Below are 25,298 nucleotides of genomic sequence, written 5' to 3'. Positions count from 1 at the left end.
GGAGGGGTAACATGGACACTTCTCAATATCTATCTATGTTTTTAGAAGAGTCAAGTGACAATTTACAACTATTAAATGAATCATTACTTATATTAGAAAATGATTCGGAAGATATGGAAATATTAAATCAGATTTTCAGAGTTGCACATACCATTAAAGGAATGGCTGCTACTATGGGGTATACTAAAATGGCAGAACTTACCCATAAGATGGAGGATGTATTGTCTAAGTTTAGAGAGGGACAACTTAAAGTAACCCATGAAGTGGTAACAGTATTGTTTAATTGTTTAGATATTTTAGAATCCATGGTAGGAGATATTACTGATGGAGGTGATGGAGACTTAGAGATTAATAACATTGTAACTCAGCTAATAAAGATAGCAGAGGGAAATGAAAACATCCGAAAGGAAGAAAATTCATCACAGGTAATTCAGAATAAAGATAAAGAAGTGGCACAAGATATAATGGGCAGTGAGGATATTGTAGATTTAGGTCTTGATGAATATGATATTGATACCTTAAAGGAAGCTTTAAAGAATAATTTCAATACCTTCCATGTTCATGTTGGACTTGATGAAAAAACTATTTTAAAATCTGCTAGAGCATTTATTTTATTTCAGACTTTAGAGGAGAATGGAGAAATCCTAAAATCAAATCCAAAGCTGGAGGATTTAGAAAGTGAAAACTTTGATTTTGATATTGATTTAGTATTTGTAACAGAAACATCTCAGGACATAATAAGAAATTCTATTAATGGAATATCTGAAATAAGGCAAGTTGAGGTAAGAGATATAAGTGGGTTAGTTAATAATGGTAATATTATTAGAGATGCTAAAGGAGCTAATGAAATTGCTGCCACAAGTTTAGCTACTAGTAGTAAGGCTACAAATACTGCTGAAATTGCTAAAGAAAAAGAAAGTTCTAACAAAGTAGTAGAGTTAAAGGAATCAAAAAATAATCTTAAGGCAAAAACTGTAGAAAAAGCACCTAGTACCAAAGAAGAAAATAAAAAACAACCAGTAAAACACAAAAATAAAGGTGTTGGACAATCTGTTAGAGTTGATTTAGAAAGATTAGATAACTTTATGAATATGGTATCTGAGCTAGTAATCCATAGAACTAGATTAGAGCAAATAAGCGCTAATCATAAGATTGTGGAATTAAATGAAACCTTAGAAGAAGTAGCTAGGACTACTACTGATCTTCAAGATTTAGTTATGAAGATTAGAATGTTACCTTTAGATGTAGTGTTTAATAGGTTTCCAAGAATGATAAGAGATTTATCAATGGAACTAAATAAAGAGATTGATTTTGAAATTCAAGGACAGGATACAGAGCTTGATAGAACTGTAATCGAAGAGATAGGTGAACCTTTAATACACTTGCTTAGAAATGCTGCAGACCATGGAGTTGAGTCAGCAGAAAAAAGAATTAGTCAAGGTAAGCCAGCAGCAGGAAAGATAAAATTAATTGCCTATTCTGAAGGTACTAAGGCTGTTATAAAGGTAGAAGATGATGGTAATGGTATCAATGTGGAAAAGGTTAAGGCTAAGGCAGAGAAAATTGGTATTAATACTGAAGGGATGAACGATAATGATATAAAAAATCTTATTTTCTCTCAAGGGTTTAGTACTAATGAAGTAGTTACTGATATATCCGGAAGAGGAGTTGGAATGGATGTTGTAAAAACAAAAATTTCAAGCCTTGGAGGAACCGTAGATGTATTCAGTGAAGAAGGAAAAGGAACCTCTTTTATAATAAAGTTACCTTTAACTCTACAAATAATTCAATCCTTACTTGTTAAGATTGGAACAGAGACTATGGCTATATCTTTAGGATTTATAGATAGAGTTATGGAATATAATCCAGAGGAAATTAAAAGAACAAACAATAAAGAAATTGTGGTATATAATGATAAGGTGTTTAAATTAGTAAGAATTAATGATAAATTAGATATAGAAAGTAAGGATTATGGTAAAAAATACGTAATACTTGCAAAGGTTGGTGAAAATGAAGTTGCCTTAGTAGTTGATTCATTATTAGGACAAAAGGAAATAGTTATTAAAACCTTTGGAAATATACTAAAATCGACAAAAGAATATATTGGAGCTACCATATTAGGTGATGGATTAGTAACCTTAATTTTAGATGTAGCAGCACTTATTTAGGAGGAGAGCTATGGAGTTTACCGAGTTACAAATAGATGCATTGAGAGAGATAGGTAATATAGGTCTTGGAAATGCAGCTACAGCCATGGCGCAAATCTTGGGGAAAGAGATACAAATATCAGTTCCCAAGGTAAATGTTATTTCATTAGAGGATATTTTTGAAAGGGTAGATGAAGAAACTGTAGTTTATGCAGTAATTGCAAGAGTTCTTGGTGAAGCCCCAGGAAATATATTATTTATGTTTGATACAGCTACAATGATGAAGATTGCAGAAATGCTAGTTGGAAAGCAAGAGGGGGAAGAGTTAAATGAACTAGGTTATTCAGCCCTTGGAGAAATAGGTAACATAATATTTGCAACCTATATGAATGCCATAAGTCAAATGACTAATTTAAGGTTATTCCCATCGGTACCTGCAGTAGCAAAGGACATGCTTACAGCAGTACTTTCCACAACTTTCATTGAATCTGGTCAATTTAATGACTATGTATTAGATATAGAAACAGGATTTTCTCAGGAGAATGAAGACTTAAGAGGTGATTTTTATTTTATCCCAGCGCCAGGGTCTTTGGAAAGAATATTAGAATCATTAGGATTAAATTAACGGAGGTTATGTAGAAAATGGCAAGAGTATTAATAGTAGACGATGCGACTTTTATGAGAATGATGGTTAAGGATATTTTAGAGAAGAATGGATATGAAGTTATTGGAGAAGCTAATAACGGAATTAAGGCAGTGGAGATCTATAAAGCAGAAAAACCAGACATAGTAACCATGGATATTACAATGCCTGAGATGGATGGAATAGAAGCAGTTAAAGAAATTAAAGCTTTTGATCCAAGTGCGAAGATAGTTATGTGTAGTGCAATGGGACAACAAAGCATGGTTATGGATGCTATAAAAGCTGGAGCAAAGGATTTTATAGTTAAACCATTCCAAGCAGACAGGGTGCTTGAAGCTATAAAAAAAGTATTAGGATAATATGGGGGGGATTTTAGTGCAAGTTGTGGTTTTTACAATAGGTGACGAAGAATTCGCAGTAGAGACAAGCAAAGTTCAGGGAATAAACGGACTAATGAAAATCACAAAGGTTCCCAAATCGGAAAAATATATTAAGGGACTTATAAATCTAAGAGGAAGTATACTTTCCGTATTAGATATTAATCTTCTTTTAGGTATGAATGTAAGTGATGAAAACAATAATAACATTATAGTTTTAGAGGTAGATGGTGAGCAGGTTGGAATAACTGTAGACCATGTAGAAGAAGTTATGAATGTGGAAGAAGATATGATTAAAAGAGTTCATGAAGATAAAAATAAGCCTTTTATAAAGGGACTTATAAATCTTGAAAATAGAATATTAACTATGATTGATATTGATAAACTACTACAATAGACCCACTGGGTAGAAAGAGGTAGAATATGGCAGAAACCTTATCGCAAAGTGAAATAGATGCACTTTTATCTGCCTTGTCTTCTGGTGACTTAGAACCAAGTGACATTGAAAAAGATGAAGAAAATATTAAAATTAAAAATTATGATTTTAAAAGGCCACAAAAGTTTTCTAAGGATGTTATTAGAGCAGTAGAAGTTATCCATGATAATTACGCGAGGATAGTATCTAACTACTTAACAGCTCAGCTTAGAAGTAATGTTAAGGTGAAGATAGAAAGTGTAGAACAAATAACCTATGAAGAATTTATACATTCTATTCCAAGCACCACTGTGCTTAATTTATTTAGAATGCCTCCCCTTGATGGTCAAATAATATTAGAGACTAACGAGGAATTTGTCCTTAGAATATTTGATGTTCTAGCTGGAGGAAGTGGAGACAAAAAGCCTAAATTTAAGGAACTAACGGATATAGAAAAAAACATTATTAAGCATGTTAATCAGGAGATGATTTCTAAGTTAAAGTTAGCTTGGGAAGATGTAATGGAAGTAGAGCCAATTCTAGATAGTATAGAAACTAATCCAGCATTGAATCAAATTCTAGCTCCTAATGAGCCTGTAGCATTAGTAACTTTTAGTGTAGATATGTTTGATACAAGTTTACTTATAAATATATGTATTCCGTATCTAAGCATAGAAAAAGTTTTAGACAACTTGGTTATAAAAAATTGGTTCAGCACCACAGATAATGAACAAGGTGAAGAGGTAAAAGCAAATATAAACAAAACTATAAAAAATGTAGACGTAGCAATGAAGGCTGTCCTTGGAGAAACGAAGATTTCCGTAAATGATTTCTTGAATTTATTTACAGGAGACATTGTTACCCTAGATAGAAGTTATGATAGTACAGTGGATATTTATGTTGAAGATGAACTTCTATTTAAAGCTAAACCAGGATTAAAGGGTAAGAATAAGGCAGTTCAAATAATTGAATATATTGACAAGGGAGTTGAGAATGATGGATAATTCGTTTCTTTCACAAGAGGAAATAGATGCACTTCTAAATGGAGATGGTGGTTCTTCGGAAATTGAACCCGTTAATGAATCGACTGAGGAATTATCGGATTTAGAAAAGGATTTATTAGGTGAAGTAGGAAATATATCTATGGGTACAGCAGCTACAGCACTTTCAGCTGTAGTTGGTAAACCTGTAAACATTACAACTCCAACTATAACTCTTAGTACATTAGATAAGCTGAAAAAAAGCTTTAAAACACCTAATATAGTATTAGATGTTCAATTTGTCAGTGGAATAGTTGGGGGAAATTTATTTATAATAAATATTGAAGATTCAGCTGTTATAGCAAATTTAATGATGGGTGGAGATGGAGTTGTAGAGACACCAAGTGAACTTTCTGAATTAGAAATAAGTGCTGTTCAGGAGGCTATGAACCAAATGATAGGTTCGGCAGCGACTTCCATGGCAACTATGTTCAGTAGAGAGGTAAATATATCACCTCCTATATCTTCTGTTTGTGATGAAAATTCAGAGGAGATATCTACAGATATATCTGCAGACGAAGAAATAGTGAATGTTTCTTTTAGAATGACTATAGGTGATCTAGTAGATAGTAATATTGTTCAAATATTACCAATTGCTACAGCAAAGAAAATTGTAAGTATTATGATGGGAACTGAGGAAGGTGCACCAGTATCAGAATCTACAAAGGCATCAACTGAAGTGAAAGTTGTAGCTGAGCCTAAAGAAATTTCTATGAATAATGAAGTTGTAGCTAATGAAATAGCTTCAAAAGACATTAATAGAAATGAAAATAATTACAGTGTTCAAGGTCAAGGAATTGTAGAAAATCATGAAGAACCTGTTAACGTGAAGCAAGCATCCTTTGGACAACTAGAAGAAATTAGAGGTGCAGAAATGCCTAAAAATATAGACTTAATATTAGATGTTCCATTAGAATTATCAGTAGAGCTTGGTAGAACAAAGAAGAATATAAGAGATATTCTAGCTCTTACTAGAGGTTCTTTAATTGAATTAAACAAACTAGCAGAGGAACCAGTAGACATCTTTATCAACGGTAAAAGAATTGCCCATGGTGAAGTAGTTGTAGTAGATGAAAACTTTGGAGTTAAAATTACTGAAATTGCTAGTGGAGAGGATAGAGTAAAAAGTCTTTCTAAGTAAAGACTTTTTTTCTATTAATGAGGCAATAACAAGTTTGTAAAAAATTTACTAAAAAACCCTATAAACTTTAATTAAATAGGTTCGAGTATAAAGGTAGAGAGAAGTAGTTGGGAGTGAAAACATGAAAATTAATAATGGAAATATTCACGCTCTATATGTAAATAGCTATAAGACTAAAGAAAATGCTAAAGCCGAAAATTCTAAATCAAACAAGGATATGGTTAAGGATACTTGTCAGCTTTCAACTTTAGGAAAGAGCTTGAATAAATTAGCATTAGAAGAAGAAAGTGTTGGTATCAGTGATAAAGAAGTAGAAAAGATAAAAAGTAGAGTTTCTAAAGGAACCTATACTGTGGATTCGCAGGTTTTGGCTAAGGCTATGATGGCATATGGGAAAGGTGGACAATAGATGAAAAACCAGCTTAAAGGAATATTAGAAGAAGAGTTAAAGGCAATAAAGGCTCTTATAGATATTTTAGAAGCTCAACATGAACTATTGGTTCTTCAAGATGTGTTTAAATTAGAAGCTATAACTAAAGATATAGATGATTGTAGTAGAAACTTAGCAAGAGCTGAAGGTTTGAGAAGAAGCTTAACAGGTAAAGAATCTATTAAAAAAATAGTAGAAGAAGTAGATGAAAAGGAAATTACTCATATATATGATGAGATGGTTAAAGCTATTAACGCTTTAGTAATTCAAAAGGAAACTAATGAACTACTAATAAAACAAAGTCTTAGCTATACAAATTCTATGTTAGCTATGATAAGTCCTAAAAAAGAGCCGGTAGTTTATAATGGATATGGAAAAATAAAGAGATAAGGAGAAGGTTATGTCAGGATTATTTGCAACATTAAATACATCAAAGGGCGGTATGTTTGCTCAACAGCAATATATCAATGTAACTAGCCATAATATTTCAAATGCTAAGACACCAGGTTTTTCAAGACAACATATTGTACTTCAAACAGCAAGACCTCAAACCATAGCAGGGGGAGTAGGTCAAATTGGTACAGGTGTAACAGTTAGTTCTATTGAAAGAACAAGAAATCAGTTTCTTGACTATCAAATAAGAAAGGAAAGCTCTCTTCTTGGGAATTATGGTGTTAGACAAGATTACTTATCAGAAATTGAAGGTATCTTTAATGAACCTTCTGATACAGGAATGTCAGAACTTATGTCAGAATTTTTTGATGCTTGGCAAACTCTTTCTAAGAATCCAGAAAAGTCTGATGCTAGAACAGTAGTAGCTCAAAAGGCAAAAGCTTTAGCAGATGAATTAAATCATACTTATAAGAAGTTAAATGATACTAAGGATAATGCAGCTAAAGAAATACAGAGCAACCTTTTTGAAGTAAATACTATTCTTGATCAATTAAATTCTATAAATAAAGAAATAATAACTGTTACCATTGCGGGGAACAATCCTAATGACTTATTAGATAGCAGAGATTTACTTTTAGATGAGCTAAGTACAAAGTTTGGTATCGATACTAGAAATCAAATACTTAATGGAATTACTTGTAAACCAGAAGATAATGACTCTATGAATCTAATAAGAAATAAAGATTCTCAAGATATTAATAAATTAGGATTTGTAAATAAATTAACAAAAAATCCAGATGGAAGTTATGATATAGAATACTATAAAAATGGAGATATGACTTCAGATAAAAATAAGGTTACATTAACAGGAGTTACCCTTTCTGATGAGCAATATGAAAATTTAAATAATGGAAGAGTTCTTGTTACTGAAGAAGATGGAAATGTAAATCTTACAGGTGGAGCATTAAATAATGATCAAATATTTAATCCATCCTCAGGAAGAATAGGTGGACTTCAATCAATTCATGAAGATGCTGAAAGTTATATAGAACAGACTAATACTTTAGCAAAAACTTTAGCATTTGCAGTAAATGCAATTCATACAGAGGGTATTCCAGCAGGTGAACAGTATGCCTTCTTTGTTAATTCAGGAAATGACCCTCTTGATTATGATGGTATTACAGCGGGAAATATAGTGATGAATTCAGATATTCTAAAAAATGTTATGCTAATTCAGGCTGGAGCAAGTAAGGGTTCAGGTTCTACTGATGGAGATAGAGCGCTAGCATTGGCTAGCCTAAGAGACTTTGGTTTGAATATAGATAGTATTCAAAGTGGTAAAAAGAAAGATGGTTCAGTATATGACTATAAGGCTTTTGTAGAAGAACATCTAGGCATTACCGCTGAAGGTAATGTACCAAAGTTTAATACTATAGATGGAGGAGTTAAGGTAGAAGGCTTCTTTAAGAATACTATAAATAAACTGGGAGTTCAGTCAGAGGAAGCTACAAGAATTGTTAAAAATCAAAATACTTTATTAAAGGGGCTTCTTGAAAGAAGACTTTCAACTTCAGGAGTATCCTTAGACGAGGAAGCAATAAACCTTGTACAATTCCAGCATGCATTCCAAGCTAATGCAAAGGTAATAACAACGGTAGATCAACTCCTTGATGTAGTAATTGGTCTAGTTAGATAGAAATAGTAAAGATATAGAGGTGATAAAATGAGAATAACTCATGGTGTAATGGTTAGTGGCTTTTTAGGTGATATGAATACTAACTTAAATAGCTTAAACAAAATACAAAAGCAATTAAATACTGGTAAGGTATTTTCAAAACCTTCCGATGACCCTTTTAAAGTAGCAAGATCTATGCAGATGTATTCAGAAATAAATGCTAATAAGCAATATAACACTAATATAAAGGATACTATAAACTGGATGGATACCACAGACACGGCACTAAGCAATGGCACTAAGTGTCTTCAAAGAATAAGGGAACTTATGGTATCTTCTGGAAATGCTGCCTATGGTTCATCAGAACTTACTGCTATTAAAGAAGAGATAAATGAGAGAGTGGCAGAATTTGGACAAATCTTAAATACTAGCTTTGATGGAAAGTATATCTTTGGTGGTAAAGATGGAGATTTAAAACCGGTAGAAGTAAATCTAGATGGTGTAACAGGTGAAAATTCCATAAGTATATCAGGAGATGAAAATATTATAAATAAATCTCTAAAAGTAGAGATTTCTTCTGGGGTTACAGTGGATTACAATGTAAATGCGGTAGAAGTTTTAAAGTTTAAGGACAAAGCAGGTAATGATATTGAAGTTACGCAATTCTTTGATGACCTTCTAAATAACTTGAGTGATGTAAATGGTAAGTCAAAGGTTGTAGGAGAAAACTTGGATCAGATGGATAAGGTAATAGAAAATATGATTAGTATAAGTGCTAAGGTTGGTACTGTGCAAAATAGGATGGAAAGTGCTAAGGATCTGAATACAGCACAAAATGAAAACCTTACAGAAATACTATCTGGTAATGAAGATATAGATTTCATGGAAAAGAGTATGGAGATGGCTGTAGCAAGAACCATCTATGTAGCATCCCTACAAACTAGCTCCAAAGTCCTTCAGCCATCAATTCTGGACTTTTTATAAAGACTTGTAGGCTATGAAAATTTTTTTCCGTGCCAGATAAGTGCTTGAAGCAAATTTTACATTAAGAAACTCTAAGTCTACGCTTTTGTGAAATTACCTACCCTCACTATTCGCCATCCTGGCTCAGTGTTCGGCTCTTGCCGTCCGTGGCAAGAGTTACGGTAATTTTACAACGCTACTACTAAGAGTTTCTAAAATTAAAATTTTCATTGCTTCTGCGTTACTTATCCTTGTCACTACAAAGAATTTTTAAATAAAACAAAGTCATGTAAAAGTTGATAGTAGATAGGCAGTAATTAATAAAGATAGAGGTGTTATGATGACCGCAGAGAAAAAAGATAAGAATGTTATTACCTTTAATAATGGGTTGCCGGGGTTTGAGAGTTTAAAAACTTTTGTTCTTGAGGAGATAGAAGGGTCAGAGCCTTTTAAGACCCTTAAGTCTACAGAGGATGAGAATATTGGCTTTGTTACTATAGTTCCCTTTGATTTCAAATTGGATTATGAAGTTAAGTTAACGGAGGCTGTTATAAATTCTCTTAAGATAGAAGCTCCTGAAGATGTTTTGATTTTAAATACGGTTACTCTTAATAGTGATGTTAAGAAGATAACTACTAATTTAAAGGCTCCTATTATAATAAATTTGAAAAATAACCTAGGGTATCAAATGATTCTAGACAGGGAAAACTATAGCATTAAACATCCCTTAATAAAGGAGTGATAGTATGCTAGTGTTAACAAGAAAACCAGGTGAAGGAATTAAAATTGGAGACGATGTAGAGATAACTATAGTTAAAATTGACGATAACTCTGTTAAGGTATCTATCAATGCACCTAAGGAAGTTAAAATATTAAGAAGTGAACTTTATAAAGAAGTAGGAGAAGAAAACATCAATGCTTCTAAAATAAACATGGAGCTATTACCTAAAATAAAAAAATAATCTTATACATAACCCCCAAATAGTTAAATATTAACACTTTTAACTATATGACTATATAACTAGTTAAATAGTTACCTAGTTGTTGTCATAGTGCGGGGTTGAGAGGTTTATCCGATGACTACCAGCTCTAATACTCCATCTTATTTGAAGTGGGAGTAAAGAGCTGCTACGTCCCTGGATAAAGATTTCTAAGGCTTCATAGAAGCTAAGAACTCTGTTTATATATAAAAATCAGGGAAGATAATTAATATAATTTACAGAAACATTTATTATAAAATATTATAATTTGGGGGAATTAATATGGAAGTTAGTAGAGTTAATGTTGGAAGAACCATGGAAGGTGTAACTCCAGCAAGAGAAGTTCAACCTATATCACAAAATAATGCAACGACACAGGAAGCTATAGATAAAAATCAAAATTATAAATTAGAAGAGATTCATAAGGCAGTTGATAAACTTAATAAATTTATGGAAGACGAAGATATCCATGCAGAGTATGAGGTACATGATAAATTTAACCAAATAATGATAAAAATAATAGATAATAAAACAAAGGATGTATTACTTGAAGTACCACCAAAAAAAATTCTAGACATGGTTGCTAAAATGTGTGAAATGGTGGGGATACTTGTAGACAAAAAGGCCTAAACTGGAGGAGATAAAATGTATAATGCAGGTGCTAATGCATATAACGCATACAAAAATAATAGTGTAAATTATGCTTCTAAGGAGCAGTTACTTTTAATGCTTTTAGATGGAGCTGTAAAATTTGCTAAAATGGCTAGACAAGCTATCTTAGATAAAGACATTGTTAGAAGTCATGAAAATCTAGTAAAGACTCAGGATATATTCACAGAACTTATGATTACTTTAGATCAAAATGCTGGTGAGTGGGCTGTAAATATGTATAAAATATATGAGTTTATAAAAGAAAGACTTTTCCAGGCAAACATTAAAAAGGATGTAATAATTATAGATGAAGTTATGCCACTTATAGAAGAAGTAAGGGACACATGGCAAGAGGCATATGAAGCTTCAAAGGGAAAAAGGTAAGGAGGAATAAACATGAGAATTACAGGACTTGCTACAGGGATGGATATAGATCAAATAATTAAAGATACTATGAGTCCCTATAGAATTAAAATTCAGCAACAAAAACAACAAAAGGATATACTGGAGATAAAACAACAACTTTATAGGGATGTAATTAAGGAATCTAGAGAACTTTACAATAAGTATTTTGATGTTGCGAAAACAGATAGTTTGCTTTTTAGTAAGAACTGGTCAACAGTAAAATTTCAATCATCCAATGAAAATGTGTTAACCGTAACTGGTGGTAGTGATGTAAAACCAGGAAATTATACAGTAACAGGAAATACAGCCACAGCAGCTAAAGCAATAGTGACAGAGGGGCTAGATGTAGGTAATAGCATTGCGATAAATGGAAAAGAATTTACGCTACAAGGTGATACAGCAAAAGCAAGGGCTGAAAACTTAAATAAAGAATTAAAAGCAGCAGGAATAAATGTATCTGTTAGGTATAGTGATTTTGCAGGAACAGAAGCTGGAAATCAAAGTGGATTTATCTTTGAATCTACAGTTTTAGGTAAGGATAGCACCTTTACTATAGGTGGGACAAGTTCATCAGTAGGAACTATAGTAGGTGGGATAAATGCAACAGCTGCAACTGTAACTGGTTTTACAGTTCAAGATTTAAAAGATGCTAATGGTGAAATAAATATAAATGGTGAAATAGTAACTATTGATATTACACCTGAAAATGTTAATGATGATATAGAGAAATTATTACAGAGTAAATTGAAAGATAAAAAGTTAACTGCGGAAATTGATGACAGTGGCAATATTACTTTTAGTAGCACAGTATTAGGAAGTAAAGTTGAAGATCCTGATATCAAAATAAGTGGTAATACTGGGATTTTTACTAGCGGAATAGATGCTACTTATACTACTAATGTATTGGATAAAAATTTAATAGATGGTAAAACAATTTCAATTAATGGTAAAGCTTTTAAGGTTGATTTTTCACAAGCTCAATCTGGTAAAGAGGAAGAGTATTTAAATAATTTATTAAAAGAGCAAAATGTAACTGTAACAGCAGTAATAGGTGCCGATAATAACATTACATTAACCTCTAAGATAGCAGGTGAAGCTGGTAAAGTTGATACTGGCATATTAGACACATCTTCAGCTGGTATAAAAATGCCTTCACAAGGAATAGATGCTGAAATAGTAGTAAAAGATGATAAAGGTGGAGTGTATACTCATAGCGGTACTTCTAATACTGTTATTTTAGATGGAATGACTTTTAAATTCACAGGTGAAATACCAGCAGACGGTATAAGTGTAAATGGCAAAAATGATGTTACAGCAGTAAAAGACAAGGTTATCAACTTTATTAATGATTATAATAAGCTTATGGAACAGCTTAACACTTTAACAACAGAAAAAAGAAATAAGAATTATATGCCTTTGACAGACGAACAAAAGAAGGAATTGTCTGAAAGTGAAATAAAACTATGGGATGAAAAAGTTAAACAAGGACAACTATATAAAGATTCTGATGTATCAAGAATAGCAAATGCAATGAAGAGTGCCATGAGAGGCCTTGTGAGCGGTGTTGATGGAAACTTAGAGAAATTTGGCATTAAACCAGTGGCAGATTATCAAGGAAGTAAAAATGGAACTTTTACTATAGATGAGACAAAACTTACAGAAACTTTAGAAAATAATTCAGAAGAAATAATGAAATTTTTCACAAGTATTCCTCCTGAAGTGGAAGGAATGTCTGATCAAGAGAAATATAATAGAACAGGAGTTGCTCAAAGACTAAAATCCATACTTTATAATGAAACTGTTACTGTTTCTTCATCATTAATAAAAAAAGCTGGTATAGAGGGGTCGGCTTCTATAAGTAACAATGAGTTAACAAAATCCATAGGAAAATATGAAAGAAAAATGGAAGATATGGAGAAAGACTTTATAAGAAGAGAACAACAGTTATACTCAAAATGGGCAACAATTGAAAGTATGATGAATAAATTAAACTCTCAACAGAGCAATCTAATGTCTCAATTAGGGATGTCATAGACTATGGAGTTAAGAAATTTATTATTGGAATATAAAGATACTACTAAAGAGTTCATTGAAGCTATGGAAAAGAAAGAATATGAACTTCATGGAGAGGAACTTTTAAATAAAAGAGAAAATCTTTTAAATGAATTAAAAACTATGTCTTTTGATAAAAATAAACTTAAGGAAATTTCTAAGGAAATAGATTTAATAGCATTAGAAGATCAGGCTTTTAAATTGCTTAGTGATGAAAAAAATAAAATAAAAGAAGAAATTTTTAATTTGAAGAAAAATCGTAATGCTATTAAAACTTATGGTGTTAATTTTAAAAATATTAATTTTATTAATAAAGAAGTATAAAGTAAAACTTATAATCTTCGATAAAATTAATATAGGGATTGAAGAATATAAATTAAAAATATTTATAGAAAATATTTATAGAAAATATTAAAAAGGTATAAAGTTATATATAATCAATCCGATTAATAAATTATAAGGCTTAAGCAAAACTCTATATAGGGAAAACTATTACCTTAGGTAATATTTCTAAATAAAAAAATAGGACAAGGATGTCCGTTAAAATCAAGGAGGAATATAAAATGATAATTAATCACAACATGAACGCATTAAATGCACACAGAAACATGGCAATCAATAACAATGGTACAGGAAAATCTATGGAGAAATTATCTTCAGGCTTAAGAATAAACAGAGCTGGAGATGACGCTGCAGGACTTTCTATATCTGAAAAAATGAGAGGACAAATTAGAGGTTTAGAGCAAGCTTCTAGAAACTCAGCAGATGGTATATCAATGATTCAAACTGCAGAAGGTGCATTACAAGAAACTCAAGCTATTCTTCAAAGAATGAGAGAACTAGCTGTACAAGCATCAAACGATACTAACGTTACTGCTGATAGAACTGCTATCGGTGTAGAGTTAACTGAACTTGGTAAAGAAGTAACTAGAATCAAAGATAATACTCAATTCAACGAACAAAACATCTTAGATGGTTCAGCTAAAACTGTAAATATCCAAGTTGGTGCTAACAAAGGTCAAAAAATGGAATTGAAATTTGACACAGCAGGTATCGATTTAACAGCTATAAACACAGCTGTTGGAAGCTTAGCTGCAACTAATGTTGTAGATCATGCTACTGCTACAGCTTTAGTAGAAACAATTAATACTCAAATTACATCAGTATCAACTGGAAGATCAACATTAGGTGCTTACCAAAATAGATTAGAGCACACTATTAAAAACTTAGATAATGCTTCAGAAAACTTAACAGCAGCAGAATCAAGAGTTAGAGATGTTGATATGGCAAAAGAAATGATGAGCTTCTCTAAAAACAACATATTACAACAAGCTTCTCAAGCAATGCTTGCTCAAGCTAACCAACAACCACAAGGAGTTCTTCAATTATTAAGATAGTTGAAAAGCTTGTGGAGTTAATAAAAAGCCAGAATTTTCATTCTGGCTTTTTTATTTTACAAAAATACATGATTGTATGTAGTATTCAAGTTTCTAAAGTTTTTAGGGAAAATATCGATAATTAAGGGAGAAAAGATTTACGGAGGATAATAATAATGAATGTTTTAAAACCATTTTATTATGATGAGTTTAAATGTATAGGTACTCAATGTAAAGATAGTTGTTGTATAGGATGGAAAGTTTATATAGATAAAAAAAGTTATATGAATTATAAAAAAGTAAAAGGGAGATTTAGTAAAATACTAAACCGTGGGATAAGTAGAAATAGAAATAATGAAACTTATTTACACTATGGTGAAATGAACTTAAGAGATGAAAGATGTGAATTCTTAAATGATAAAAGTCTTTGTGATATATATATAAATTTAGGGGAAAAATATTTATGCAATACCTGTAAACAGTATCCTAGAATTATTCATAAGTTTGGTAATTTTTTTGAAAAAACATTGAATTTATCTTGTCCAGAGGTGACAAGAATATTTGTGGAGTCAAATGAAGCTTTTTCTTTTAACGTGGAAAATGAAGAGTTAAGTGATACAGAAAAACAATTTATTCAAGATATTAAATATAATAATGATTTATACAATTTATTATGGAAAGGCCGCGATTTATCTATTGAAGTTGCACAATTTAGAGAAATAGATATATGGAAGAGACTCGTATTTATAAAAATAATAGGAGAACAGCTTCAACAATTAATTAATGAATCGAAATATAATCAATTAGAAAATACCATTGAAGAGTTAAAAAATACAATAACAAGTCTTGAAGTTATAACTTCTTTAGATAATATAGAAAGGGTTAATACAGTAAAAATAGCATTTATTAATGTATTACTTCAAAGAAGAGTGAATATAGGAGAAAATAATATAGTATTTAATGAAATACTAAAAAACTTTAACCTAATATTTAAAGATAATGAAAAGGCTTCTTTAATATTAGAGAAAAAGGAAAATGAATTTAATATTTACTTTAAAGAATATGAGTATATTTTTGAAAATTATATTGTATATAGTTTGTATAATAACTATATAAAGGCTTTAGGTAGTAAAGATTTAAATAAAAACATATTAATATTAACATTAAGTTACAGTACAATAAAAATGTTATTGTTAGCAAAATGGATTAAAAATAATGGAGTATTGAATAAAGACGATATTATAGATGTATTATATTCATTTAGTAGGGTTACGGAGCATAATAATATTTTTATGGAATGCTTATATAAAGATTTAAAGAAAGAAGGCTATGATAGTTTAGCCTATTTAACTATATTAGTTAGATAAAGGTAAGCTATACAATAATATTAGGGAGATTCATTATGTTAAGTTTATGCATGATTGTGAAAAATGAAGAAAACAATTTAGAAAAATGTCTTAATAATATAGCTGAATATGTAGAAGATATAGTTATAGTAGATACAGGCTCTACAGATGATACTAAGAAAATTGCAAAGAAGTATACAAGTAAAGTATTTGATTTTAAATGGTGTAACGATTTTTCAAAAGCTAGAAACTTTTCAATTTCTAAGGCATCAAATGATTGGGTTTTAATTTTAGATGCAGATGAGGTTATATATAAATTTGATAAAGAAAAAGTTGAAAAATTTATTCAGATCAACAGTAAAGTTGTAGGTAGAATAAAGAGAATTAATCCCTTTGAAGATGGAAAAGAAATAAAAAGGTATATCGAAAGAGTAAATAGATTATTTAATAAGAAATACTTTCATTATCAAGGAACAATTCATGAACAGGTGGCATCAAAAGATGGAAGTCAATATAGTATGAAGTCTATTGATATAGAAGCTGATCATATTGGATATTTAAATGAGGTTATTGATGGGACAAATAAATTAGAGAGAAATATAAATTTGCTAATTAATGCTATAAAAAGCAATCCTAATGACCCCTACTTATACTATCAGATAGGTAAATCTTATTATAGAAAAAAAGATTATAGCAAAGCCTATGAGAGCTTTTCAAAATCAGTTGAGTTATGTACAGATTTTAGGTTCGAATACACTGAAGATTTGATAGAAAGCTATGGATATGCTTTGTTAAAATGTGAAAAGTATACAGAAGCAATGAAATTAGACGAGTATAAAAATTACTATGGAGATTCTCCTGATTACAATTTTATAATGGGATTAATATATATGAACAATGGAAAATTTCAAGAAGCTGTTGAGTATTTCGAGAAATGTATTGGGGAAAAGGAAGGCAAGATAGAAGGTATAAACTCATATCAACCTAATTACAATATAGGAGTTATTTATGAAACTCTAGGGTTTAAAGAAGAAGCACTTGGATTTTATCAGGGATGTGGAGAGTATTTACTTGCGAAGAAAAGGATTGAGAAAATGATAGATAAGAAAAAAGAGGGTATAGAAAATTCACAAATGGACTCTAAAAATATAAATGAAGTGAAAAATAATATTCAAAGGTGTATTGAAGATAATAATTTAGTAGAGGCAAAAAAGTTACTAGAAGAAGCTTTTAATGCTACCAATAAAGACATAGAGTTATATTCAATGAAGTCAGTAGTAGAAATTATGGAAAATAGATTAGAAGATGCAGAAAGGACATTAAAATATTCTTTAGAAATTAATTATAAAAATTTTGATATATTACATAACATGGGATATTTGTATGAAATCAAGGGTCAGAATCAATTAGCAGTAGATTTTTATACAAAAGCATTATTATTAAGTGAATCTGAGAAAATGGAACAGGAATTAAGAGGACATATAAATAGTATTAAAATTAATGCTTTTAAAACTAGTATTATAATATTGACATATAATAATTTAGATTATAACAAGATTTGTATCGAGAGTATAAGAAAGTATACTAAAAATAATAACTATGAAATCATAGTGGTAGACAATAATTCAAAAGATGGTACTGTAGAGTGGTTAAAAGAACAGAAAGATATAAAGGTTATTTATAATAAAGAAAATCTTGGATTTCCTAAAGGCTGTAATCAAGGAATAAATATAGCCAATGGAGAAGAAATTTTATTACTAAATAATGACACAATAGTTGCTCCAGGCTGGCTTGAAAACCTAAAGGAGTGTTTATATAGTTCGGAGTACATAGGGGCTGTTGGTCCTGTTACGAACTCTTGCCCTAACTATCAAAGTATACCAATTAGCTATGCTAGTGTAGAAGAGATGATTGAATTTGCTGAAAAGTATAATTACAGTGAACCTAAAAAATGGGAAGAAAGACTACGCTTGATTGGATACTGTATGTTAATTAAAAAGGAAGTTATAGATAAAGTAGGATTACTAGATGAAATATTTACTCCAGGAAATTTTGAGGATGATGATTATTCATTGAGAATGAGAAAAGCTGGATACAAGTTAATGCTTTGTAAAAATAGTTTTATTCATCATTTTGGAAGTGCGTCCTTTGAAAAAATATCTAAAGAGTTTAGCGAGTTGCTTATTAGAAATAGAAAAAAGTTTTTTGAAAAGTGGGGCTTTGATCCATATCATATTGTAGATATGGAGAAAGAGGCTGCAGATATTATTATAAGTGAAGCACAGTCAAATGCAAATATACTTCATATTGGATGTGCTGGAGGAGCTACATTATTAAAAATAAAGAGTGAGGTTCCAAGTTCTAATCTTTATGGAATAGAATGTTGTAAAGACGTTGTAGTCCATAATATTCATCAGAATAATATTAAATTCGGTGGTATTGAAAACTTTAAATCGTATGTAGAAAATTATTTTGACTATATTATTATAACAAAGTTTGATACTTATTTTAATAGTATAGAAGAATGTCTTTTAACTGCAAAAATGTATATAAAAGAAACTGGGTGTATTTTTATTTCTATCCCAATTAATTTTGAAGAAAATGTAAACTTGAAAAAACAACTAGAATATACTTTAAAGAAATTAAATTTTAATTTTAAAACAATAAAAGTAAACGGACAAAACTTACTAGTTTTAAATAAACAGATGTTGAGATTGAAGTCTAATTCCCCACTAGTAAGTGTCCTTATTCCAGCATATAATCGTCCAGAATATCTGAAGATCGCTTTAGAAAGTGTTTTAAATCAGACATATAGAAATATTGAAATTATAATATGTGATGATAGTACTACTGTGGATGTCGAAAATATGATTCAAGAATATTTAAAACAATATAGCAATATAAGATATTATAAAAATGAAAATAATCTTGGACAATTTAATAATGATATAAAATTATTTAATCTAGCTAAGGGAGAATATATTAATTATTTGATGGATGATGATTTGTTTGAAAGAACAAAGATTGAAAAAATGATGTATTATTACCTAAAAGATTTAAATAATGAAATAAAATTGGTTACATCATACAGGAAGCTAATTGATGATAATGGGCTACTACTAGAAGATCAAGATATTAATAAGTGTTTATTTGAAAATGATACCATTATAAATGGAACAGCACTAGGAGATTTTATGGTTAAACTTAATTATAACTGTATTGGTGAACCTACAACTGTTCTTTTTAGAAAAGCTGACTTAACTGAAGAGTTTGGAACTTTTGATGGTAGAAAATATGGGTGTAATGTAGATATTGCTACATGGCTAAATTTATTATCTACTGGTAAGGCAGTATATATTGCTGAACCATTAAGTTATTTTAGAATTCATAGTGGTCAGCAGTTGCAATCTATAAAAATGAAAGTATTGGGAACAATTGATTATGGACATGAAATAATTTCAGGATATAAAAAAGGATTTATACAGAAAAAAGGTGACCTTAAGAAAGCGATAAAATACTATTTAAGGTATGCTATAAAGGTATTTAAACAGTTAGAAGATATAAAAGTAAATCAAGAGGATTATAGAAACCTTATTGGAGTAACATATAGAATAGTAGAGATATTTAATAGATATAATACAAAGAAAGACTATATAAAATTAAAATTTTTATTAAGAAGAATTGAGTATTTTAATGATATAGATAATTCTATGAATATAATTGTAGGAGATATATTAAAAGGAAAGATAAATGAAATAGATATTATATTTGTTATTATAAAAGATATTATAAAAAAAGAAGATGTTGTTCAAATTGTTGCAGCAGCATTACTTAAAGTGGAATTATTTAATATTGCTATAGATTTATTTGGGGTTGCTTGTGATATAAACTTTTCAAATCCAAATAATTTATATAATTATGTACAAGCACTTACTATAGCCAATAAAAAAGAAGAAGCTTTGAAGTTTCTGAATCAGGTTAAAGAATACGAACCACTAGTTAAAGAATTAAAAATTCAAATAATGGAGGCCAAATAATGGATGAAAAAAAAATTTGCTTTATTACCTGTGTAACGGATTTAGAAATCTATAGTGAGAGTTTATTGTATATAAACAGTTTAAATGTACCACAAGGATATGAAATAGAAAGTATTAACATTACAGAGGTACAGTCTGTTGCAAAATCATATAACGAAGCAATGAAAATATCTGATGCTAAATACAAAGTATATTTACATGAAGATATATTTATAATAAATAATAATTTTATACAGGACATGCTAGATGTTTTTTTTAGTGATAATAATATTGGTTTAATTGGTATGATAGGAACAAAAATGTTATCAGGAAGTTGTAACTTTTATGAATCAGATATGATATATGGTAAAATATGCACAAATAAAACTGGTATTATGGAAGTAGATACATTTAATGAAGTAAAAAATAATTATGAGAAAGTTAGTACTATAGATGGATTGATAATGATAACTCAATATGATGTTCCTTGGAGAGAGGATATTTTTGACGGATGGTATTTTTATGATACTGCCCAAAGTGTAGAGTTTAGAAAAGCAGGATATAAAACAGTTATTCCATATTCAAAAGAGCCTTGGGTAATTCATGATTGTGGTATTGTAAATGTTAAGAATAAGTATGAGCATTATAAACAGTTATTTTTGGAGCAATATTCAAAAGATATTTTCCCTTTAGTAAGTATTCTTATACCTGCATATAATCAAACTAAGTATCTGAAAGAAGCATTAGAGAGTGCTATTAATCAAACGTATCCTAATATTGAAATAATTATAGGTGATGATAGCAGTACTGATGAAGTTGCTAAGTTTATAATTCCTTATCTAAAAAAGTATAAAAATATAACGTATTTTAAAAATGAACGGGAAGAAATAGATTATGGTTATATAAATCATATAAACTGCTTAAAAAGATGTAAAGGAGAATATGTTAATTTTTTAAATCATGATGATGTATTTCATAATAGAAAAATTGAGAAAATGATGATGTATCTTTTAGGTAATCCTACGATTACCTTGGTGACATCGGTACGTCAATTAATTGATGAAAATGGTAATGAAATGCTAGGAAATGGGCCATTCTTGAAACTATTTGAAAATGATACGATTCATAGTGGATATGAGTTTTGTAGATTAGTTATAAAAAATTTATTGAACTTTATAGGAGAACCAACAACAGTTTTATTTAGGAAGTGCTATATTGATGAAGTACAATTAAACTATTTTAATGGAGTACGTTTTAAAAACATAGGAGATGTTGCTAATTGGTTTACGCTATTACAGTATGGAGATATTGCGTATATATCTGAACCTTTAAGTTATTTTAGAATACATTCTAAACAGAACTCCCAAAAACCGGAAGTATATATTCAAGGAGTTATTGCATGGTATGAATTAATTAAGCATAGTTATGAGACTGGTATTATTACGAATTTAGAAGAATATAAAATAGTAATAAATAAGTGGCTAACAACATTTATACCGGTATTAAATAAGTTTGTTAAAGAAAAATATGTAGATGCAGATTATAAAAGTCAATTATCAAGTACCTATAGTGACGCTATTAAAGAAATAATCTATAAAGAGGTTGAACATTATTATAAATGTCCTGTTTGTAATAATAAAGTTGAAAGATTTTTGCCTTATCAGTATAAAAAACATAAATCAAGTTTCACAAGCAAGTTTAATTCTATAGGAAGCGATACTGACAATTTCTTATGTCCTATTTGCTATTGTCATGACAGAGAGAGACATCTTGTAAGATATTTTGATATACTGAATATATGGAACAGATTTATATTAAATAAGAATGTTCTTCATATTGCTCCAGAAAAGAATATACAACAAATTATACTTAATTTAGATACTAAAAGTTACGTATGCGGAGATTTATATCCTACTAATAACTTAGTAACAAAAATGGATATTACTAATATACAGATTAAGGAAGAAGAATTTGATTTTATTATTTGTAATCATGTTTTAGAGCACATTCCAAATGACTTAAAAGCGATGAAAGAATTGTATAGAGTTTTAAGAAAAGGAGGTTATGCAGTTTTACAAACACCGTATTCTCCTGAAATATATAAATCCTTTGAGGACAAAAATATAAATACAGATGAGCTTAGAAGCAAATTATATGGACAATCAGATCATATAAGGGTATATGGTCTTGATTTTTTTGAAAGATTGAAAAATGTTGGATTCTCTTTAGATATTATAAAAAATGATGAATTATTTACGAGAAATGAGTGTAAAATATATGGGGTTAATCATAGAGAAGATTTAATATTACTAAGTAAGTAATATTAAATAGAAGAGAAATTAGAAACACCAATATATATTTTTTAGTACAATAAAATTTTAGAAAGTTGTAGTTATAAACTATATTATCTAGTATTATTAACTAAAAACTAATTAATAGAAAATTTTATAAAGATAGAATTATTTGATTACATCTAATGAGATTTCGGTTTTGTGAAAAATGGAAGCGTGGTAATTATAAATCAATGCTTCCAATGAATATACTTTACATGAGGTTAGTTTTAGCTTTTATCATAGATAAAAGAATACTTAAAATTGAAAATACAGAGCTATATTAGGAGGAATGTATAAAATGAAAATATTAGTAACAGGTTTATGTACATTACATTGGGGGAGACTTGAGTATGGAAATATAGGTAATTATTATATAGTAGAGCCATTCTTTAGAGAACTTCATCGTGTATTTCCCGATGCGGAGATAGTTACAACATTTCAAATGACTAAAGAATTTTCTAAAAGAGAAAATGTAAAGTGTCTTCCAATGAATATTTACTATGAATGGTCGGATAATGATGTTAATAATGCTTTGAAAGATTACGCGATTTCTCAAATTTTTAGTGAAACAGGAGAGCTAGTAGATAGTACACCTTATATTGAACAAGTAATGTCTAGTGATATGGTTATCGATATTAGTGGAGAAATGTGGGGAGATAAAGCTGATGCGGTAGGAAAAGATAGGATGGTGGTTAATTTACTAAAAATACGTACTGCTCAATTATTAAATAAACATACAGTTCTATATGCAGTTTCTGCAGGACCATTTAATGATAAAAAAACAAATAAATTAGCAAAAACTGTTTTTGAAAACTTTGATTTAGTTACTATACGAGAACACGAAACAACTTTGAGGCTTAAAGATTTAGGATTTAATATTGATAAGGCACAAGAAATACCATGCCCATCATATTTATTTGAACCGTTTAGTGATAACGAAATGGTTCAAATATTGAAAAAAGAAAAAATTATAGGATATGAAAAACCAACAGTAGGTATGATTGTATGTGGATTTAATATCAGACCTCCTTATGATAAGTGGCCTCGTGAAGATGAAGAGTACTATGAATTTGCTATTGTTATTGAGCATATTGTAAATAATTTAGGAGCTAGAATTGTTCTCATGTCACATAGTAATGGCTTTGATTTGCCACCAAATTTTAAGTTTAAACATGGTAGAGACTATGATGTGGTAAAACAGCTACAACAAGTAGTTAAAAGTCGTGGTAAAGTAAAAAATATGGATGATGTTATATGTATAGAAAATGCTTATATTCCAGCTGAAACAAAATATATTATTGGAAAATTTGATATGCTTGTAACTGGTAGGGTACATGCTTCAGTTGCTGCAGTTTCACAATATATTCCAACTGTATTTGTTACATATGAAAAAGGAGAAAATAGTGGAAAAACTTTAGGATTTTCATTAATAGCGGGACTACAGGATTATGTAGCTAATCCTGTTGCACGAGATATGATAGATAAGGTTAATATGTGTTTTACTGATCGGAAATCAATTCAGTCTCATTTGAAAAAGCAAATACCAAAAGTAAAAGGCATGGCAATACAAGGATTTGATGTGTTAAAAACTTTAATTAATGATAAATAAAATGGATAATATTAAAGTTTTGCTTTTACTAAATTTATTATAAATAATAGCTTATAAAACAATTTTGTAAGAATAGAGAAAAGAGTGTTATAAATTGAAAATTGCAATAATGCAACCATATTTTTTCCCGTATTTGGGATACTTTAGTTTGATAAAGCAGACTGACAAATTCATTTTATTTGACAACGTTCAATTTATTAAACATGGGTGGATTGAAAGAAATAGAATATTAAAACCAAGCAATGGATGGCAATATGTGGCTATACCTTTAATTAAGCATAGTAGAAATACTAAAATCAAAGATATATTAATAAATAATGAAATTGATTGGAGAGATAAAATACTCCGCCAATTAGAGCATTATAAAAAACGAGCTCCTTTTTATAGTGAAACAGTTGATGTGATTAGAAAAGCTCTTGATATTGAAACACCAAGTATTGTGAAATTAAATGAGAATATTATAAAAAAAGTTTGTGAATATATAAATATAAATATAGATATTAGTGTTTTTTCTGAAACGGATTTAAAAATTGAAAAACCTAATGCTCCAGATGAGTGGGCTCTTAACATTTGTAAGACATTAGAAAATGTTGAAGAATATATGAATCCAGAAGGCGGATTAGAATTCTTTAATCGTGAAAAATATGAAAAAGAAGGAATTATGATAAGTTTTTTAAAGATTAATATTTCACAATATTCACAGAGGAGACAAGAATTTGAGGCTGGATTATCTATTATTGATGTTATGATGTTTAATGAACCAACAAAGATAAATAATATGTTGGATGATTATGAGTTATTATAGAGGAGATACATATGTCTATAGATATTAATAAAAGTTATAGTAAAAAATATGTAATTTTGCAAGTTAATAATATTATTGAAATACGTAAGGTGGTTCATGATTTTGATAAAGTATTTAAACCGTCGTTATCAGAAAGACTAATAGATTTAAATGAGTATGCAGAAAAGCTATATAAAAATGCTTTGGTTTTTGTTGCAATTAAAGAAAATGAATTCATTGGTTTTGTAGCTTTTTATGCCAATGATACAAATGATAATATAGCTTATTTAACACAGATAGGGGTAAATGAAAAATCACAAGATAGAAGTGTTGGTAAAAGTTTATTGGATTTATGTATTAAAATTTCAAAAAATAAAGGTATGACATATGTGAAATTAGAAGTTTTTAACTACAATATTAAAGGTATAAAATTTTATCAAAAACATGGATTTTATTTTTCAGGGAATGCCTCTTCACAATCAATATATATGATGAAGAAATTAAAATAGAGGTGTAAATAAA

23 protein-coding genes are annotated in these 25,298 nt (G+C 29.6%); all 23 read left to right on the top strand.

Features of this window, described 5'->3' with window-relative positions; translation table 11 throughout:
• Positions 1-11: 11 nt before the first annotated feature.
• The 23 genes from B3630_RS02685 (at position 12) to B3630_RS02575 (ending at position 25,285) form a co-directional block, all read left to right on the top strand.
• The gene (locus B3630_RS02685) at positions 12-2,168 is read left to right on the top strand and encodes a chemotaxis protein CheA (RefSeq protein WP_346895309.1); all 2,157 of its coding nucleotides are present in this window, start codon (positions 12-14) and stop codon (positions 2,166-2,168) included.
• Between the two features lie 10 nt (positions 2,169-2,178).
• A complete protein-coding gene (locus B3630_RS02680) occupies positions 2,179-2,772 on the top strand; it encodes a chemotaxis protein CheC (RefSeq protein ID WP_346895307.1) in 594 nt (197 codons plus the stop codon).
• 17 nt (positions 2,773-2,789) lie between these two features.
• A complete protein-coding gene (locus B3630_RS02675; protein ID WP_346869891.1) occupies positions 2,790-3,149 on the top strand; it encodes a response regulator in 360 nt (119 codons plus the stop codon).
• 16 nt (positions 3,150-3,165) lie between these two features.
• Positions 3,166-3,564 (top strand): chemotaxis protein CheW, encoded by a 399-nt coding sequence (locus B3630_RS02670; protein WP_346895305.1) that lies wholly within the window; start codon positions 3,166-3,168, stop codon positions 3,562-3,564.
• Between the two features lie 26 nt (positions 3,565-3,590).
• Positions 3,591-4,586, top strand: a complete 996-nt coding sequence (gene fliM, locus B3630_RS02665) for a flagellar motor switch protein FliM (RefSeq protein WP_346869893.1) — start codon at positions 3,591-3,593, stop codon at positions 4,584-4,586.
• On the top strand, positions 4,579-5,763 hold the full coding sequence (fliY, locus tag B3630_RS02660; protein ID WP_346895331.1) for a flagellar motor switch phosphatase FliY: 1,185 nt from the start codon (positions 4,579-4,581) through the stop codon (positions 5,761-5,763). Before fliM ends, fliY begins: the two co-directional genes overlap by 8 nt.
• A gap of 121 nt (positions 5,764-5,884) precedes the next feature.
• Positions 5,885-6,172, top strand: a complete 288-nt coding sequence (gene flgM, locus B3630_RS02655; RefSeq protein ID WP_346847861.1) for a flagellar biosynthesis anti-sigma factor FlgM — start codon at positions 5,885-5,887, stop codon at positions 6,170-6,172.
• Entirely contained in the window at positions 6,173-6,583 is a 411-nt protein-coding gene (locus B3630_RS02650; protein ID WP_346877350.1) for a flagellar protein FlgN, read from the top strand.
• Positions 6,584-6,593: 10 nt separating this feature from the next.
• Positions 6,594-8,282: a flagellar hook-associated protein FlgK gene (gene flgK, locus B3630_RS02645; RefSeq protein ID WP_346895303.1), complete on the top strand. Its 1,689-nt coding sequence runs from the start codon at positions 6,594-6,596 to the stop codon at positions 8,280-8,282.
• A gap of 27 nt (positions 8,283-8,309) precedes the next feature.
• Complete coding sequence (gene flgL, locus B3630_RS02640) at positions 8,310-9,245, top strand: flagellar hook-associated protein FlgL (RefSeq protein WP_346895301.1); 936 nt, start codon at positions 8,310-8,312, stop codon at positions 9,243-9,245.
• Between the two features lie 316 nt (positions 9,246-9,561).
• On the top strand, positions 9,562-9,966 hold the full coding sequence (gene fliW / locus B3630_RS02635; RefSeq protein ID WP_346895299.1) for a flagellar assembly protein FliW: 405 nt from the start codon (positions 9,562-9,564) through the stop codon (positions 9,964-9,966).
• A 4-nt stretch (positions 9,967-9,970) separates the two neighbouring features.
• The gene (gene csrA / locus B3630_RS02630) at positions 9,971-10,186 is read left to right on the top strand and encodes a carbon storage regulator CsrA (RefSeq protein ID WP_346895297.1); all 216 of its coding nucleotides are present in this window, start codon (positions 9,971-9,973) and stop codon (positions 10,184-10,186) included.
• Between the two features lie 300 nt (positions 10,187-10,486).
• Entirely contained in the window at positions 10,487-10,834 is a 348-nt protein-coding gene (locus B3630_RS02625) for a flagellar protein FlaG (protein WP_346885393.1), read from the top strand.
• 15 nt (positions 10,835-10,849) lie between these two features.
• The gene (fliS, locus tag B3630_RS02620; RefSeq protein ID WP_346895295.1) at positions 10,850-11,239 is read left to right on the top strand and encodes a flagellar export chaperone FliS; all 390 of its coding nucleotides are present in this window, start codon (positions 10,850-10,852) and stop codon (positions 11,237-11,239) included.
• A 12-nt stretch (positions 11,240-11,251) separates the two neighbouring features.
• Complete coding sequence (gene fliD, locus B3630_RS02615; RefSeq protein WP_346895293.1) at positions 11,252-13,294, top strand: flagellar filament capping protein FliD; 2,043 nt, start codon at positions 11,252-11,254, stop codon at positions 13,292-13,294.
• A gap of 3 nt (positions 13,295-13,297) precedes the next feature.
• Positions 13,298-13,636, top strand: coding sequence for a hypothetical protein (locus B3630_RS02610; RefSeq protein ID WP_346895291.1), 339 nt, complete (start codon positions 13,298-13,300; stop codon positions 13,634-13,636).
• Between the two features lie 239 nt (positions 13,637-13,875).
• Positions 13,876-14,709, top strand: a complete 834-nt coding sequence (locus B3630_RS02605; protein ID WP_346895289.1) for a flagellin — start codon at positions 13,876-13,878, stop codon at positions 14,707-14,709.
• 155 nt (positions 14,710-14,864) lie between these two features.
• Entirely contained in the window at positions 14,865-16,055 is a 1,191-nt protein-coding gene (gene fliB / locus B3630_RS02600; RefSeq protein ID WP_346895287.1) for a flagellin lysine-N-methylase, read from the top strand.
• A 35-nt stretch (positions 16,056-16,090) separates the two neighbouring features.
• Complete coding sequence (locus tag B3630_RS02595) at positions 16,091-20,071, top strand: glycosyltransferase (RefSeq protein ID WP_346895285.1); 3,981 nt, start codon at positions 16,091-16,093, stop codon at positions 20,069-20,071.
• Positions 20,071-22,371 (top strand): glycosyltransferase, encoded by a 2,301-nt coding sequence (locus B3630_RS02590; RefSeq protein WP_346895283.1) that lies wholly within the window; start codon positions 20,071-20,073, stop codon positions 22,369-22,371. Before B3630_RS02595 ends, B3630_RS02590 begins: the two co-directional genes overlap by 1 nt.
• A gap of 310 nt (positions 22,372-22,681) precedes the next feature.
• On the top strand, positions 22,682-23,992 hold the full coding sequence (locus tag B3630_RS02585) for a polysaccharide pyruvyl transferase family protein (protein ID WP_346895281.1): 1,311 nt from the start codon (positions 22,682-22,684) through the stop codon (positions 23,990-23,992).
• Between the two features lie 94 nt (positions 23,993-24,086).
• Positions 24,087-24,797 (top strand): WbqC family protein, encoded by a 711-nt coding sequence (locus B3630_RS02580; RefSeq protein WP_346895279.1) that lies wholly within the window; start codon positions 24,087-24,089, stop codon positions 24,795-24,797.
• A gap of 11 nt (positions 24,798-24,808) precedes the next feature.
• Positions 24,809-25,285, top strand: coding sequence for a GNAT family N-acetyltransferase (locus B3630_RS02575; protein ID WP_346895277.1), 477 nt, complete (start codon positions 24,809-24,811; stop codon positions 25,283-25,285).
• Positions 25,286-25,298 lie beyond the last annotated feature (13 nt).

Origin of the sequence: Clostridium sp. UBA7503 (assembly GCF_002477055.1) — a bacterium.
In the GTDB taxonomy this organism is placed as follows: Bacteria; Bacillota; Clostridia; order Clostridiales; family Clostridiaceae; genus Clostridium_J; species Clostridium_J sulfidigenes.
The sequence above is the reverse complement of the archived record's forward strand: the minus strand, read 5'-3'. Positions and strand labels throughout refer to the sequence as shown.

Excerpts from the sequence above, each read along its gene's own strand:
- B3630_RS02685 (WP_346895309.1), top strand. The coding sequence starts at position 12 with ATGGACACTTCTCAATATCTATCTATGTTTTTAGAAGAGTCAAGTGAC.
- B3630_RS02680 (WP_346895307.1), top strand. The coding sequence starts at position 2,179 with ATGGAGTTTACCGAGTTACAAATAGATGCATTGAGAGAGATAGGTAAT.
- B3630_RS02675 (WP_346869891.1), top strand. The coding sequence starts at position 2,790 with ATGGCAAGAGTATTAATAGTAGACGATGCGACTTTTATGAGAATGATG.
- fliM (WP_346869893.1), top strand. The coding sequence starts at position 3,591 with ATGGCAGAAACCTTATCGCAAAGTGAAATAGATGCACTTTTATCTGCC.
- fliY (WP_346895331.1), top strand. The coding sequence starts at position 4,579 with ATGGATAATTCGTTTCTTTCACAAGAGGAAATAGATGCACTTCTAAAT.
- flgM (WP_346847861.1), top strand. The coding sequence starts at position 5,885 with ATGAAAATTAATAATGGAAATATTCACGCTCTATATGTAAATAGCTAT.
- B3630_RS02650 (WP_346877350.1), top strand. The coding sequence starts at position 6,173 with ATGAAAAACCAGCTTAAAGGAATATTAGAAGAAGAGTTAAAGGCAATA.
- flgK (WP_346895303.1), top strand. The coding sequence starts at position 6,594 with ATGTCAGGATTATTTGCAACATTAAATACATCAAAGGGCGGTATGTTT.
- flgL (WP_346895301.1), top strand. The coding sequence starts at position 8,310 with ATGAGAATAACTCATGGTGTAATGGTTAGTGGCTTTTTAGGTGATATG.
- fliW (WP_346895299.1), top strand. The coding sequence starts at position 9,562 with ATGATGACCGCAGAGAAAAAAGATAAGAATGTTATTACCTTTAATAAT.
- csrA (WP_346895297.1), top strand. The coding sequence starts at position 9,971 with ATGCTAGTGTTAACAAGAAAACCAGGTGAAGGAATTAAAATTGGAGAC.
- B3630_RS02625 (WP_346885393.1), top strand. The coding sequence starts at position 10,487 with ATGGAAGTTAGTAGAGTTAATGTTGGAAGAACCATGGAAGGTGTAACT.
- fliS (WP_346895295.1), top strand. The coding sequence starts at position 10,850 with ATGTATAATGCAGGTGCTAATGCATATAACGCATACAAAAATAATAGT.
- fliD (WP_346895293.1), top strand. The coding sequence starts at position 11,252 with ATGAGAATTACAGGACTTGCTACAGGGATGGATATAGATCAAATAATT.
- B3630_RS02610 (WP_346895291.1), top strand. The coding sequence starts at position 13,298 with ATGGAGTTAAGAAATTTATTATTGGAATATAAAGATACTACTAAAGAG.
- B3630_RS02605 (WP_346895289.1), top strand. The coding sequence starts at position 13,876 with ATGATAATTAATCACAACATGAACGCATTAAATGCACACAGAAACATG.
- fliB (WP_346895287.1), top strand. The coding sequence starts at position 14,865 with ATGAATGTTTTAAAACCATTTTATTATGATGAGTTTAAATGTATAGGT.
- B3630_RS02595 (WP_346895285.1), top strand. The coding sequence starts at position 16,091 with ATGTTAAGTTTATGCATGATTGTGAAAAATGAAGAAAACAATTTAGAA.
- B3630_RS02590 (WP_346895283.1), top strand. The coding sequence starts at position 20,071 with ATGGATGAAAAAAAAATTTGCTTTATTACCTGTGTAACGGATTTAGAA.
- B3630_RS02585 (WP_346895281.1), top strand. The coding sequence starts at position 22,682 with ATGAAAATATTAGTAACAGGTTTATGTACATTACATTGGGGGAGACTT.
- B3630_RS02575 (WP_346895277.1), top strand. The coding sequence starts at position 24,809 with ATGTCTATAGATATTAATAAAAGTTATAGTAAAAAATATGTAATTTTG.